General features: G+C 42.4%; 13 protein-coding genes. 11 read left to right on the top strand and 2 right to left on the bottom strand.

The window, feature by feature from the left end; genetic code table 11:
* Positions 1 to 301: 301 nt before the first annotated feature.
* The 10 genes from ilvE to leuD all read left to right on the top strand — a co-directional run bounded on the left by ilvE (position 302) and on the right by leuD (position 11,739).
* Entirely contained in the window at positions 302 to 1,210 is a 909-nt protein-coding gene (gene ilvE / locus V7150_RS00520; protein ID WP_335512550.1) for a branched-chain-amino-acid transaminase, read from the top strand.
* An 11-nt stretch (positions 1,211 to 1,221) separates the two neighbouring features.
* Positions 1,222 to 2,889: a dihydroxy-acid dehydratase gene (gene ilvD / locus V7150_RS00515; protein WP_335512548.1), complete on the top strand. Its 1,668-nt coding sequence runs from the start codon at positions 1,222 to 1,224 to the stop codon at positions 2,887 to 2,889.
* 438 nt (positions 2,890 to 3,327) lie between these two features.
* On the top strand, positions 3,328 to 3,489 hold the full coding sequence (locus V7150_RS00510; RefSeq protein ID WP_335512546.1) for a hypothetical protein: 162 nt from the start codon (positions 3,328 to 3,330) through the stop codon (positions 3,487 to 3,489).
* A gap of 146 nt (positions 3,490 to 3,635) precedes the next feature.
* The gene (gene ilvB / locus V7150_RS00505; protein ID WP_335512544.1) at positions 3,636 to 5,363 is read left to right on the top strand and encodes a biosynthetic-type acetolactate synthase large subunit; all 1,728 of its coding nucleotides are present in this window, start codon (positions 3,636 to 3,638) and stop codon (positions 5,361 to 5,363) included.
* On the top strand, positions 5,360 to 5,881 hold the full coding sequence (ilvN, locus tag V7150_RS00500) for an acetolactate synthase small subunit (protein WP_335512542.1): 522 nt from the start codon (positions 5,360 to 5,362) through the stop codon (positions 5,879 to 5,881). Before ilvB ends, ilvN begins: the two co-directional genes overlap by 4 nt.
* A gap of 26 nt (positions 5,882 to 5,907) precedes the next feature.
* Complete coding sequence (gene ilvC, locus V7150_RS00495; protein ID WP_335512540.1) at positions 5,908 to 6,939, top strand: ketol-acid reductoisomerase; 1,032 nt, start codon at positions 5,908 to 5,910, stop codon at positions 6,937 to 6,939.
* Positions 6,926 to 8,470 (top strand): 2-isopropylmalate synthase, encoded by a 1,545-nt coding sequence (locus tag V7150_RS00490; RefSeq protein ID WP_335512538.1) that lies wholly within the window; start codon positions 6,926 to 6,928, stop codon positions 8,468 to 8,470. The genes ilvC and V7150_RS00490 overlap by 14 nt, the downstream gene beginning before the upstream one ends.
* 58 nt (positions 8,471 to 8,528) lie before the next feature.
* Positions 8,529 to 9,635 carry a 3-isopropylmalate dehydrogenase gene (leuB, locus tag V7150_RS00485; protein WP_335512536.1) on the top strand — a complete coding sequence of 369 codons (1,107 nt, stop codon included), beginning with the start codon at positions 8,529 to 8,531 and terminating at the stop codon, positions 9,633 to 9,635.
* Positions 9,636 to 9,732: 97 nt separating this feature from the next.
* A complete protein-coding gene (leuC, locus tag V7150_RS00480) occupies positions 9,733 to 11,151 on the top strand; it encodes a 3-isopropylmalate dehydratase large subunit (RefSeq protein WP_335512533.1) in 1,419 nt (472 codons plus the stop codon).
* Between the two features lie 3 nt (positions 11,152 to 11,154).
* Positions 11,155 to 11,739: a 3-isopropylmalate dehydratase small subunit gene (gene leuD / locus V7150_RS00475; RefSeq protein ID WP_335512531.1), complete on the top strand. Its 585-nt coding sequence runs from the start codon at positions 11,155 to 11,157 to the stop codon at positions 11,737 to 11,739.
* Between the two features lie 43 nt (positions 11,740 to 11,782).
* Here leuD and V7150_RS00470 read toward each other — a convergent pair whose 3' ends face one another.
* Both V7150_RS00470 and V7150_RS00465 read right to left on the bottom strand, forming a co-directional pair.
* Positions 11,783 to 12,358, bottom strand: a complete 576-nt coding sequence (locus V7150_RS00470; protein ID WP_335512529.1) for a GNAT family N-acetyltransferase — start codon at positions 12,356 to 12,358, stop codon at positions 11,783 to 11,785.
* Positions 12,359 to 12,691: 333 nt separating this feature from the next.
* Entirely contained in the window at positions 12,692 to 13,006 is a 315-nt protein-coding gene (locus V7150_RS00465; protein WP_335512527.1) for a DUF3892 domain-containing protein, read from the bottom strand.
* Positions 13,007 to 13,155: 149 nt separating this feature from the next.
* Here V7150_RS00465 and V7150_RS00460 point away from each other — a divergent pair, with 149 nt between their 5' ends.
* A complete protein-coding gene (locus V7150_RS00460) occupies positions 13,156 to 13,905 on the top strand; it encodes an RDD family protein (protein WP_335512526.1) in 750 nt (249 codons plus the stop codon).
* The last annotated feature ends 365 nt before the right edge of the window (positions 13,906 to 14,270 follow it).

Here is a 14,270-nt window from a genome sequence, read left to right as displayed (position 1 = left end):
ACTACAAATTTCCCTCATTTTACACCCCGCCATTCTCTCAATTAAAAAAATTTTTAAAAAATTTTTTTATTCGATTTCCTTATCATGACAAGATTGTAAACGCTACCAACTTTTTTGATTTATTTGAATTGTCAGATTTTTATATTGACCATGTTATCGATTGGTTGTATGATAATCGAAAATAATCAACTATATATAACTGCCTTTGTTCATTTCAAGGAGGGAATGAAGCAAGGCAATTCTTTTTAAAAATTATGTTTAGTCATTTAAAGCGTTTTATCACGAAAGAGGAGTGGTTAAGTTGGGAAGTCACTGGATTTTCCTTGGAGGTAAGTTCGTCAAGAAAGAGGATGCTGTCGTATCAGTTTTTGATCATGGTTTTTTATATGGCGATGGAGTGTTTGAAGGGATTCGTGTTTACAGCGGAAACGTCTTCAGACTCGATGCCCACCTTAAAAGACTATTTGAATCAGCACAATCCATTATGCTTAAGATTCCATACACACAGGATGAAATGACGGAATTAATCGTTGAAACGATTAGAAAAAATCAGCTAGAAAGCGCCTATATTCGAGTCGTTGTTTCACGTGGCAAAGGAAATCTCGGACTAGACCCTGCTTCCTGCTCCAACCCAAACGTCATCATTATCGCCGAGGCATTAACCATGTATCCTAAAGAATTTTACGAGAATGGGATTAAAATTGCCTCTGTAGCGAGCAGAAGGAATCGCCCAGATGTTCTAAGTCCACAGGTTAAATCACTAAATTATTTAAATAATATTCTTGTAAAACTAGAAGCCAATCAGGTTGGCGTCCAGGAAGCACTAATGTTGAATGACCAAGGCTATGTTACCGAAGGTTCAGCGGACAATATCTTCATAGTAAAAAATGATGTCATTTATACACCCCCTGTTTATTTAGGAGCACTCGAAGGGATTACCCGCAACGCTATCATTGATGTGGCAAGAGCCACAGGCTATGAAGTTCGTGAATCACCTTTTACAAGACATGATGTATATGTTGCTGATGAGGTGTTCTTAACCGGAACAGCAATTGAGGTCATTGCTGTTATTGAAGTAGACGGCCGTATCATTCAGGGAGGTAAGCCTGGAGCAGTAACAAACGTTCTTTTAGAGGAATTCAGAAAGATTGTAACAACAGACGGAGTGGCTTGTTACTCAACAAACACACCCCACGCTGTAGTCAGTTAGGAGATATAAAGATGCGAAGCGATATGATTAAAAAAGGGATTGACCGTGCTCCCCACCGCAGCCTATTATACGCAACCGGGGTAAAAACAAGTGACCTGGAAAAACCATTTATCGGTGTTTGTAACTCGTTTATTGAAATTATCCCAGGACATAAACACCTTAATCATTTCGGTGAGATTGTAAAAGAAGCTATCCGTGAAGCCGGCGGCATTCCTTTCGAATTTAATACAATTGGTGTCGATGATGGTATTGCCATGGGGCATATCGGCATGCGCTATTCCCTTCCAAGCCGTGAGATTATCGCGGACAGTGCCGAAACGGTCATCAATGCCCACTGGTTTGATGGTGTATTTTACATACCGAATTGTGACAAAATCACACCAGGAATGTTAATGGCAGCCGCAAGAACCAATGTTCCATCTGTATTTGTTTCGGGTGGTCCGATGGAAGCAGGCGTTACATCTTCAGGCAAAGCCCTTTCACTAACTTCCGTTTTTGAAGGTGTGGGTGCATACCATAATGGTACGATGACCCAGCAGCAGCTGCTTGACATTGAAACAAATGCCTGCCCAACATGTGGATCTTGTTCAGGGATGTTTACCGCCAATTCAATGAACTGTCTAATGGAGGTATTAGGGATGACGGTCCCAGGAAATGGTACGATCGTCGCTACCTCAGAAGAAAGACATAAGCTTATTCGTCAGGCAGCAAGACATTTAATTGAACTCGTAAAAAAAGATATTCGTCCTCGCGACATTATTACGAAGGAAGCAATCGATAATGCCTTTGCACTTGATATGGCTATGGGCGGTTCAACCAATACAGTTCTTCATACACTTGCTATCGCACATGAAGCAGGGATTGAATATGACTTACGTGATATCAACAAAATTGCTGAGAAAGTCCCTTATTTAGCAAAAATTATGCCTGCATCTGATTATTCGATGGATGATGTGCATCGGGCCGGCGGAGTTAGTGCTATATTAAACGAGCTTTGCAAGGTTGAAGGCGCACTACATCAGGATTGCCTTTCGATTACCGGAAAAACACTAGCTGAAAATGTGAAGGATGCAACAATCCTTAATGAAAAAGTTATCCGTCCAAAAGAGAATCCATACAGCCCTGTTGGCGGCCTCTCCATCCTTTATGGAAACCTGGCTCCAGATGGCGGCGTTATCAAAGTTGGTGCTGTTGATCCATCCATTAAAACATTCTTAGGTGAAGCGATTGTGTTCGAATCCCAAGATGAAGCACAGGAAAACATTAATAACGGAACCGTCAAGTCAGGCCATGTAGTTGTCATCCGCTATGAAGGTCCTAAAGGAGGACCGGGGATGCCGGAAATGCTCGCACCCACATCTGCGATTGCAGGACGTGGTTTAGACAAAGAGGTTGCTTTGATCACAGACGGCCGCTTCTCCGGAGCCAGCCGCGGTATTTCAGTTGGACATATTTCACCCGAAGCTGCAGAAGGCGGATCAATCGCATTTGTGCAAAATGGTGACAAGATTTTAATTGACCTTGAGAGCCGTTCTATAGAGCTTCTCATTGATGATGAAGAATTGGCTGAGCGCCGCCGTATATGGGTGAAGCCAGAACCAAAAATCAAAACTGGCTATCTCGCAAAATATGCAAAGCTTGTTACTTCCGCTAATACTGGCGGAGTTATGAAAATATAGGGATCGACTAGTACCCCTCCCCTTCCTAAGAAGTCAAGGTACTAAATGCATTAGCGTACTCATTGACATGAAATACACATAAATCGATGACGGGAATAAAGGAATAAGAATTTGTATTTTCAGAGAGCTGGGGTTGCTGGGAGCCCAGTAATACAACTTATTCTGACATCATCCCTGAGTGTTGAGCTGAACGGTCGTTACTTAGTAGGCTCAATCAGGTGTTTCTTGAACACCTGTTACCAAAAGAAGCGTTTTTTGATTTAGTTGTCGCTTCATAAGGCAGTATTCGTAAGGATACTGTAAAACCGGGTGGTACCGAGAAAAAGAAGGCCTTTTCTCCCCGATTATTCTGCTTTTTGTACTTAGACTGCAGTTTATTCGGAGACGAAAGGGCCTTTTTTAGTATTTTTAGAAGCTATTGATAAATTTTTTGGTCATATGAACAAATTTCGGTCTGATATGAACAATTTCAGCGGTTATGAACAAATCTCAGCCCGATATGAACAAATTCATGACGGTTATGAACAATTTTTGGCGGATATGAACAAATTTCGGCCTGATATGAACAATTTCAACGGTTATGAACAAATCCCAGTCTGATATGAACAAATCTATGACAGTTATGAACAAATCTCGGTCTAATATGAACAAAATCAGACAGTTATGTACAAATCTACATTTTTCCAAAACATAGTCACACGTTTAATTTTTTAAATATTCAATTATCCACAAGGAGGGATTACGACGTGAAAGTAGAAGCAAAAAAGCTGGAATTCCAAACCAGTACCGCACAAAAAACAGGTGCAGACCTTCTCATTGACTTATTAAAAAATGAGGGTGTTGATACGATATTTGGGTATCCAGGAGGTGCTGTCCTACCGATTTACGATGCGATCTATCGAGCCCAAGGAACCATTAAGCATGTTCTCTTCCGTCACGAGCAAGGGATGATTCATGCCGCTGAAGGATACGCCCGAATCACCGGCACTCCTGGTGTAGTCATTGCCACTTCAGGACCGGGTGCAACAAACTTGGTTACTGGAATCACAGATGCCATGATGGATTCCTTACCGCTCGTGGTATTTACCGGGCAGGTTGCACGCAACGTCATTGGAACAGATGCCTTCCAAGAAGCTGATGTTATGGCGATTACGACTCCGATCACTAAACATAATTACCAGGTGCAAGCTATTTCTGACTTACCAAGAATCGTAAAGGAAGCTTTTCATATTGCTTCTACAGGCCGGCCGGGACCGGTTTTAGTCGACATTCCAAAAGATATATCGGCTGGAATTCTAGCTGAAGAACCTGAAAAGGCAAGTATTGATTTACCTGGCTACCAGCCAACAACAAAGCCAAATCCATTGCAAATTAAAAAACTGGCAGATTCGATTGCGAAAGCAAAAAAGCCCGTTGTACTGGCAGGCGCCGGTGTACTTCATGGAAAAGCATCTGCAGAATTAGCTGCTTTTGCTAAAAAACACCATCTCCCAGTCGTGACAACATTACTAGGCCTCGGTGCCTTCCCGGCAGATAACCTTCTCTCGTTAGGAATGGGCGGTATGCACGGAACCTATGCGGCAAACATGGCTTTATACGAGGCTGATTTACTTATTAATTTTGGCGCTCGCTTCGATGACAGATTAACAGGCAATCTTAAACACTTTGCCCCACATGCGAAGGTCGCTCACATCGATATCGACCCAGCTGAAATCGGTAAAAATGTTCCAACACATATTCCGATTGTGTCTGATGCAAAAGAGGCATTGATCGAGTTAATCGATCAAACAGCGGAATCACCCGAGCATGAACCCTGGCTAAAAACACTCAATCAATATAAACAGGAATATCCACTTTGGTATAAGCATGATCCCAACGGAATGTGTCCACAGTGGGTAATCGAAGCCGTTCATAAAGTTACGAATGGAGATGCGATTGTAGCAACGGATGTTGGCCAGCATCAAATGTGGGCTGCCCAGTACTACACCTTTAATGAGCCACACCGTTGGATTACTTCAGGCGGACTGGGAACAATGGGCTTCGGCTTCCCTGCTGCCATCGGAGCACAAATAGCTTCACCGGATAGTACAGTCGTAGCGATTGTCGGCGACGGTGGTTTTCAAATGACACTGCAGGAGCTTTCCGTCATTTATGAACGAAACCTGCCAGTCAAAATCATCATTGTCAATAATGGTGCACTTGGAATGGTTCGTCAGTGGCAGGAACTACTACACGGGAACCGGATTTCCGAATCGATTCTTCACACACAGCCGGATTTTGTAAAGCTTGCTGAAAGCTATTCGATTCGCGGATACAAGGTTGACAATCAGGAAGAACTGATCACCGTTTTACCAGAAGTATTTGCCTATGATGGCCCTGTTCTTGTTGATTGCCGCGTGTTGCAGCAGGAAAAAGTTTTTCCAATGATTGCTCCTGGCAAAGGAATTCATGAAATGATTGGGGTGAAACCATGAAACGGATCATAACCTTAACAGTCCAGGATCGAAGCGGTGTCCTAAATCGTGTTACCGGTCTCTTGCAAAGGCGGCAGTTCAATATCGAGAGTATCTCAGTCGGATCTACAGAAACCGAGGGCATTTCCAAGATGACCCTAGTGGTGGAGGTGGAAGATGAGCAGCGCCTTGAGCAGGTTACAAAACAATTAAACAAGCAAATTGATGTGTTAAAAGTTTCCGATATTACCGACAAAGCAATTGTTGCCAGGGAGCTTGCCCTTATAAAGGTAGCCAGCTCGAGTCAGCTTCGCAGTGAAATTAATGGCATCATCGACCCATTCAGGGCCCTGGTCATAGACGTAAGTAAAGATAGTTTAGCGGTTCAAATCACTGGTCGTCCTGATAAAATCGATGCCTTGATTGAATTGCTCCGCCCATACGGCATTAAAGAAATTGCCAGAACTGGACTAACAGCCCTACAACGCGGACACCAGCCGCAAGTAAACGAACTAGCAACATATGCTCTTATAAAATAATAATATTCCTGAAAGGATGATTCATAATGGTAAAAGTACTTTATAACGGAGATATTCAAGAGGAAGTTTTACAAGGAAAAAAAATCGCAGTAATCGGCTATGGCTCTCAAGGTCACGCCCATGCTCTTAACTTAAAAGAAAGCGGCTTTGATGTTGTGGTTGGTCTAAGAGGCGGGAAATCATGGGATAAGGCAGTGGAAGATGGTGTCGATGTTCGTTCTGTTGCTGAAGCAACAGCCGCTGCAGACGTGGTTATGGTTCTTCTCCCTGACGAAATGCAGCCAAAGGTTTATGAAGAAAGCATCAAACCAAACCTTGAAGCTGGTAATGCTCTTGTTTTTGCCCATGGCTTTAATATTCATTTTAGCCAAATCGTCCCTCCGGCAGATGTTGACGTATTTCTAGTTGCCCCTAAAGGACCAGGACATTTGGTTCGCCGTACTTACAAAGAAGGCGCCGGCGTCCCTGCCCTTTATGCAGTTTACCAAGATTACACCGGTCAGGCACGTGATGTTGCCCTAGCCTATGCGAAAGGTATTGGTGCAGCTCGTGCCGGAGTATTGGAAACTACTTTCCAAGAAGAAACAGAAACCGACCTTTTCGGAGAGCAAGCTGTTCTTTGCGGCGGTGCTACTGCCCTAATCAAAGCAGGCTTTGAGACTCTTGTCGAAGCTGGATATCAGCCAGAAGTCGCTTACTTTGAGTGTTTACATGAATTGAAATTAATCGTTGACCTTTTATACGAAGGCGGACTAGAAAACATGCGCTACTCCATCTCCGATACTGCACAATGGGGAGATTTCGTTTCCGGCCCGCGCGTTGTCAATGAAGAAACAAAAGCACGGATGAAGGAAGTATTAAAAGATATTCAAACTGGTGTGTTTGCAAAAGGCTGGATTCTTGAAAACCAAGCAAACCGTCCGCAATTTAACGCAATTAACCGCAGTGAAAACAATCATCAAATCGAAAAAGTCGGCCGTGAGCTTCGTGCGCTTATGCCATTTATTAAAAAACCAGTAAGTGAAAAGAAGGAAGTGGTGGTAAATGGTTCACGTTAACATCTTTGATACGACCTTACGCGATGGCGAACAGTCCCCTGGTGTTAATTTAAACCAGCTTGAAAAATTAGAAATTGCCAGACAGCTTGAACGGTTTGGCGTTGATATTATGGAGGCCGGATTCCCGGCTTCCTCCCTAGGAGATTTTGAAGCGGTAAGAGCGATTGCACAGACGATCAAAAACGTTTCGGTGACAGGCTTAGCACGTGCCACAAAATCGGACATTGACATTGCGTGGGATGCTTTAAAAGATGCAGCAGAACCAAGATTGCATGTTTTCCTAGCTACCTCCCCTATCCATATGAAATATAAATTAATGAAAACACCTGAGGAAGTCACGCAGACCGCTGTAGACATGGTCTCTTATGCTAAAAAAAGATTTCCGCATGTGGAATGGTCAGCAGAGGATGCTTCCCGGTCAGACCTTGAGTTTCTTGTCCAAATCATTACCAAAGTCATTGATGCCGGGGCAACTGTCATCAATCTCCCTGATACTGTCGGTTATTCAACACCTGAAGAATATGGGCGTATGTTCCGCTATGTACGGGAAAACGTTCCAAACATTCACAAGGCTGTTTTATCCTGTCACTGTCATGATGACCTAGGTATGGCCGTTGCCAATTCGCTCGCAGCGATCGAAAACGGGGTTACCCAAGTCGAGGGGACAATTAACGGAATCGGTGAACGTGCTGGTAATGCTTCTTTAGAGGAAATTGCCGTTGCCTTAAATATTCGTAAAGATAAGTATCCTTACACAACCAATCTAGTTTTAAAAGAAATCAAGCGTACCAGCGACTTGGTCAGCCGCTTTACAGGAATGATGGTTCCTCCAAACAAGGCTGTTGTCGGAAAAAATGCCTTTGCCCATGAGTCAGGGATTCATCAAGATGGTGTGTTAAAAAATACGTTAACCTATGAGATTATTACCCCAGAATTAGTTGGGGTCAAATCCAATGATTTAGTTTTAGGTAAACACTCAGGCCGTCATGCGTTTAAAGATAAAATTGAGCAAATGGGCTTTACGTTATCAATGGAAAAGCTAGGTGAAGCCTTCACTTCATTTAAACAATTGACCGACCGGAAAAAGGAAGTAACAGACGAAGATTTATTTACGATTTTAACGGATATTCAAACAACCGCTGTCGATGTGAAAAAGTATGAACTCGTCGCATTTCAGGTTCATTACGGGTCAGCTAACCTCCCTACTGCAACTGTTGCACTTACCACTCCAGAAGGGATTCGGGTTGAAACGGCCCGCACTGGATCAGGGAGTGTTGAAGCCCTAATGAACACTTTGGAAGCCTTGATTAAAGAGGAAATTCATCTTACTGATTTTAAATTAAGCTCTGTCGGACAGGGGCGGGATGCCCTTGCTGAAGTCCATGTAAAAATGACGGTGAACGGAACAACTGTCAGCGGCCGCGGTTCAGCTCAGGATGTGCTGGAAGCATCGGCAAAATCGTTTTTGAACGCTGTCAATCGTGCCTTTTTCAACCAAAAAGCAGCATTTAAGGAAGCTGCTATTCTATAAAAATGGCGCCTAACATTTTGGCGCCGGCATTATACAAAAAATGAGGAGGTTGCTTCTAATGAAAAAACGCATTGTCTTACTTCCCGGTGATGGTATTGGCAAGGAAGTTATTAATTCTGCAAAAGATGTGTTACGTGCAATAGCTGAAGAATTTAATCATAGTTTTAGCTTCGAAACCCATGAAATCGGAGGAGCAGCCATCGACCTTTACGGCACTCCCCTTCCAGAAACAACCGTTGATGCCTGCAAAGAAGCAGATGCTGTATTACTAGGTGCCGTCGGCGGGCCAAAATGGGATCAAAACCCCTCCCACCTACGTCCTGAAAAAGGTCTGCTCGGAATCCGTAAAGCGCTAGATTTATATGCAAACTTAAGGCCGATCAAAGGATTTAAGAATATGCTTCATGCTTCGCCGTTAAAAGAAGAAGTGGTTTCAGGAAGCGACCTCCTTATTGTACGTGAATTAACGGGTGGGCTTTATTTCGGTACTCCGAGTGAACGCCGTGATAACGGTAACGCCGTAGTGGACACACTCGCTTATACCCGTAAAGAGATTGAAAGAATTGTTGATAAAGGCTTTCAAGCAGCCCAGCAGCGTCGCGGTCACCTTACTTCTGTTGATAAGGCAAATGTCCTGGAATCCAGTAAGCTTTGGCGTGAGGTTGTTGAAGCGAAAAAGGCCAAATTTCCAGATGTCGCAGTTGAACATGTTTTAGTAGATGCAGCGGCGATGAAATTGATAACGAACCCAACCCATTTTGACGTCATCGTGACTGAAAATCTTTTTGGAGATATTTTGAGTGACGAGGCTTCTGTATTGACGGGGTCACTCGGAATGCTCCCTTCTGCCAGCTTGCGTGAGGATGGGCTCGGTCTTTATGAACCGGTTCACGGCTCTGCTCCAGATATTGCCGGCAAAGGTATTGCCAATCCCGTCGCGATGATTTTGTCTGCTGCGCTTATGCTAAGATATTCCTTTCAATTAGAAGATGAAGCAAAAGTGATTGAGGATGCCGTTCAATCGATTCTTGACGCCGGCTTCCATACCGGGGATCTCCAGGTTGCAAATGGACGCCTTGTTGGAACAGCGGAAATGACCAAATTAATTGTCGATTATATTAAGTCACAAAATGCTTCTAAGTGTATCGCCAGCTGTTATTATTGATTCCTTTTTTGGGTAAACCGTCCTGGTTTTTTAAGCGGTTTACCCGTCAATTTTTCCGAAAGCAAAATATAAATCTATTAACGTGAGGAAGGAAGCTATGCAAACACCAAAAACGATTATCCAAAAAATTTGGGAACAGCATGTTGTCCATCAAGAAGAAGGAAAGCCGGATTTACTGTATATTGATTTGCATCTCGTTCATGAAGTGACCTCTCCTCAAGCATTTGAGGGTTTACGAATGAACGGGCGCAAGGTCCGCCGCCCAGATCTTACCTTCGCGACAATGGATCATAATGTTCCAACCCGCCAACGACTTGTTATCAATGACCCTATTTCGAAAAAACAAATCGATACATTACAACAAAATTGTCAGGAATTCGGGGTAACGCTAGCTGACATTCACCATCCGGATAATGGGATTGTCCATGTAATCGGTCCAGAGCTTGGTCTAACACAGCCGGGAAAAACGATTGTTTGCGGCGATAGCCATACATCCACACACGGTGCGTTCGGTGCTCTCGCATTTGGAATCGGTACGAGTGAAGTGGAACATGTCCTTGCAACGCAGACGCTTTGGCAGGCGCCGCCAAAAACGCTTAATGTCAAAGTAAATGGAAAGCTTGGGACAGGCGTTACCGCGAAAGACTTAATCTTAGCGATTATCGGGAAATTCGGTGTCCAGTTTGGAACTGGCTATGTAATGGAATACACAGGTGAAGCGATTCGCGCACTGTCTATGGAAGAACGGATGACTGTGTGTAACATGTCAATTGAAGCAGGCGCTAGAGCAGGACTCATCACACCAGATGAAACAACATTTGAATACTTAAGAGGAAGACGACATGTACCACAAGGTGAGGCATTCGAAGCAGCAGTGGCCAAATGGCGTTCCCTTGCCACCGACGAAGGCGCCTCCTATGATGCCGTGGTTGAAATTGATGCCGCTGAAGTCGAGCCGCAGGTTACTTGGGGGACAAACCCGGGCATGTGTATCCCGATCACAGCAAACGTTCCAAGTCCAGATGAAACGGATAAACCTACTGAAAAGGATGAAATTAATCGTGCACTTGAATACATGGGACTTGAAGCCGGACAACCAATTTCACTTGTAAGAATTGATCATGTATTCATCGGCTCCTGTACGAACTCAAGGTTAAGCGACCTACAAAAAGCTGCAGAAGTGATTCGCGACCGGAAGGTGAATCCATCTGTAACCGCCATCGTCGTACCAGGATCCTTTAGCGTCAAGCTTGCTGCTGAAAAAGAAGGGCTTGACGAGGTCTTTAAAGAGGCAGGCTTTGAATGGCGCGAAGCCGGCTGCAGCATGTGCCTGGCGATGAATGATGATATTGTCCCTGCCGGTAAGCGCTGTGCTTCCACTTCAAACCGTAATTTTGAAGGACGCCAAGGAAACGGGGCACGAACCCATCTTGTTAGTCCCGAAATGGCAGCAGCTGCCGCTGTCGCTGGCCATTTTGTTGATGTACGTCAGTTTACTGCACAGGAGGTTGGTTAATTTATGGAACCGCTACGTACTCACCAAGGCCTTGTTTGTCCGTTGAACCGGACTAATGTCGACACAGACCAAATCATCCCGAAGCAATTCCTAAAGCGCATCGAGCGCAGCGGCTTTGGACAATTTTTATTTTATCACTGGCGTTTTGACGATGATGGAAATCCACGTCCGGATTTTCCTTTAAATGATTCAAAATATAAAGATGCGTCTATTTTAGTTGCTGGCGAAAACTTTGGCTGCGGCTCTTCTCGTGAGCATGCCCCCTGGGCTATCCAGGATTTTGGTTTCAAAGTAATCATCGCTCCAAGCTATGCCGATATTTTTAAAAATAACTGTGTAAAAAATGGCATTCTTGCGATTCAAGCTACGGAAGAACAAGTTCAAACCATTATGAAAAAGGCAGAATCGGTGGAATACCAATTAACCGTAAACCTTGAAGATCAAGTAGTTTATGATCATGAGGGTTTCGAAATTAAATTTGAGATTGCTCCGTATTCTAAAGAAATGTTGCTTAACGGCTGGGATGAAATTGGGGTTACCTTAAAATATGAAGAAAAAATTAAGCAATATGAGCTTACGCATAATTAGGCATGTAAAAATGAGCCTGGGAATCCAGGCTCATTTTTTGAATCTAAAGTTCTTCTAATATATTTTTATTCTTAGGTTCTTCACTGAAGGTCAGAACCTCTTCAACCGGCTCGTAGGATTCACCGTAGAAATGGTGATCATTATAGGTATGAATCATATCATATGTTTTTTTCATGGCATTAAAAATCATTTCTTCGGATTCATCATTTGGTGCCCAATAGAGAATTTCCATCTTATTAATTTCATTAGTCTCTAAAGACTTTCTCTCATACCCAATAGCCCCGGCATGTTCGAATTTTTCACGTTTATAAAAATGGAGCCTCTTTTCGGTATCGCTGTCAGCATAGTTGACTGGTTCGACTTCCAGGATAATTGGCTTTCCTTTTCTCTTTAACTTTTCCAATAGTTTATGGCCTAGCCCCTGGCCGCGGGCGTTATTTGAAACAAAAAGATAATCAATAAAGACAAAATTGTCCAGTTCGGCATACATCAAAACATGGTTTGGCCCTTCATCTTTATGATAGATATCTGAACGCTCTTTAAGTAAGGTCTCCATGTGCTCTCGAGACTTCATCTCTTCCACAGGAAAATACTGATTCAACTTTTCATACCAATGCATCAAATGATCCCTCCAACTGTTTTCTTGCGCTTATTTTGCTTACTATGGAAAAATCCTATGGTATGAGTTTTGCTTAATTTCAACATACAATACCCTAATTATGCATTAAGGACGTGTTCTATCAGGTTGGTATATTTTTCGATCATTACATCTAAATGGTAAAGTCTGAAACTCATAAGGATAAATAGAAAAGACGCAGATAATTGTTTAATTTCGGCTCAAAGATTATATATCCCACAAATGAGTGAAAAATAATAAATACTCAGTAGTAACGAGTAAATTGGTTGCTAAAAAAAGCTGAGCGGTATCGCCTTACCACTCAGTACTCCACCATTAAAATTCCGGCAATTGATCAAGATTATTTTCCTTTATTCCATCCGGTTCACTTCGGATAATGTCTCTACCGTATTTGTGGAAGACATCGATATGGGCAATCTTGCCTGATTTTGCTTCATCCAAGGCCGTTATATAATCCAATTCTCGCCCGGTATTTGTCTTAAAAGCAATAAGATCCCCGTCATCGTTTTTCCTAACTGCGACAAATTCCTCTTTTCCATCATGATTCTTTCGATTCGCTTCCATTTGGGCCTGCTGCTCCGTTTGCTGCTTGTATTGCTCGTAAATTTTTTCAAAATCTTTTTCCATCAATCCACCTCCGAACATTCGTTAGTATTTTTCTTTTTGAAAAATATATCCGCGGTTTTGAAATTGTCAAAAACTTTTCAAAATTAAATAAACAAAATAAAAAACTATCTTATTTTACCATGGTATAATTTACCTGATTGGGAGGCGATCAAATGGAATCATCGGAAGGAAATGCATGGTTTTATATCTATAAACATCAGCAGCAAGGACCTGTAGGATTATTTGAACTGAAAAAATTGTTTGAACAAGGAATACTATCCGCTGATACGTTTATTTGGACAAAAGACTTAACATGCTGGCAAATGGCCAAAACAGTAGATTTATTTTTCGACACGATTCCTAAAACCTTGCCGGATGAACAAGTTCAAGAAAATCTTGCGATCGATTGGGAGGAAGTAAAAAAGGACACTTATCCAAATGGGAGACCTGCAATACGATATTTAGCCAGACTCTTCGATCTCTCGTTATTTTCCTTATGCCTCATCACCTTTGTATCGATCTTTTCTCCCACATTTATTCTAGACTCCTCAAGTGTCTTTATTTTTATGATGTGTCTTATCCTTTATATTTTGGTAGAGGCCATCATTCTATCGATTTTTGGAAATACACTAGGAAAATCTCTTCTCAATACAAAACTAAGAACAGTCAACGGTGAACACATTGATTTCCTTACCGCACTCAAAAGAAGTATTTTTGTCAATGCGGCGGGGATGGGATTTGGCATTCCCTTTATTAATTTCATTTGTTTTTGTTTTTCTTATTTCGACCTTAAAAAGAACGGAAAGTCCACATGGGATGAACAAATTGGCACAGTTGTTTTATATGGTCAAGTAAGTATGACACGGGTTCTGTTCGTGTGCTTGATTCCGATTTCACTATTAGTGGCTGGAATACTTGTATAATTCCTTTATTTGTGAATAACTGAACAAAAAATTAAAAATATGAGCCCTCCATTAACAATTATGGAAGGGCTTTCATTATCATATAACAGATTCTCCTATTATAAATGCACAAAGAACTTCCCTGCGTCGACTTATTCATGGGGTTTCTCTTACAAAATCCATGAAGAACCTCTCTACTCGACTTTTTCACCGATTTCCCCTCTCAAAGTCCATGAAGAACCTCTCTACTTCGACTTTTTCACCAACTGCAACTTACATGAGCATATATACATAGATGTTTCCTTGAATTTTGTACTGTAAAAGTCACCATAGCTCCCTTCTACATAGGGGTTTCTTCAGATTTTAAGCTAAAACATCTATGTAGA

Origin of the sequence: Neobacillus drentensis, from assembly GCF_036965245.1 — a bacterium.
GTDB classification, from domain to species: domain Bacteria; phylum Bacillota; class Bacilli; order Bacillales; family Cytobacillaceae; genus Neobacillus; species Neobacillus drentensis_G.
The sequence above is the reverse complement of the archived record's forward strand: the minus strand, read 5'-3'. Positions and strand labels throughout refer to the sequence as shown.

Excerpts from the sequence above, each read along its gene's own strand:
- ilvD (WP_335512548.1), top strand. The coding sequence starts at position 1,222 with ATGCGAAGCGATATGATTAAAAAAGGGATTGACCGTGCTCCCCACCGC.
- V7150_RS00510 (WP_335512546.1), top strand. The coding sequence starts at position 3,328 with ATGAACAAATTTCGGTCTGATATGAACAATTTCAGCGGTTATGAACAA.
- ilvN (WP_335512542.1), top strand. The coding sequence starts at position 5,360 with ATGAAACGGATCATAACCTTAACAGTCCAGGATCGAAGCGGTGTCCTA.
- ilvC (WP_335512540.1), top strand. The coding sequence starts at position 5,908 with ATGGTAAAAGTACTTTATAACGGAGATATTCAAGAGGAAGTTTTACAA.
- V7150_RS00490 (WP_335512538.1), top strand. The coding sequence starts at position 6,926 with ATGGTTCACGTTAACATCTTTGATACGACCTTACGCGATGGCGAACAG.
- leuB (WP_335512536.1), top strand. The coding sequence starts at position 8,529 with ATGAAAAAACGCATTGTCTTACTTCCCGGTGATGGTATTGGCAAGGAA.
- leuC (WP_335512533.1), top strand. The coding sequence starts at position 9,733 with ATGCAAACACCAAAAACGATTATCCAAAAAATTTGGGAACAGCATGTT.
- leuD (WP_335512531.1), top strand. The coding sequence starts at position 11,155 with ATGGAACCGCTACGTACTCACCAAGGCCTTGTTTGTCCGTTGAACCGG.
- V7150_RS00470 (WP_335512529.1), bottom strand. The coding sequence starts at position 12,358 with ATGCATTGGTATGAAAAGTTGAATCAGTATTTTCCTGTGGAAGAGATG.
- V7150_RS00460 (WP_335512526.1), top strand. The coding sequence starts at position 13,156 with ATGGAATCATCGGAAGGAAATGCATGGTTTTATATCTATAAACATCAG.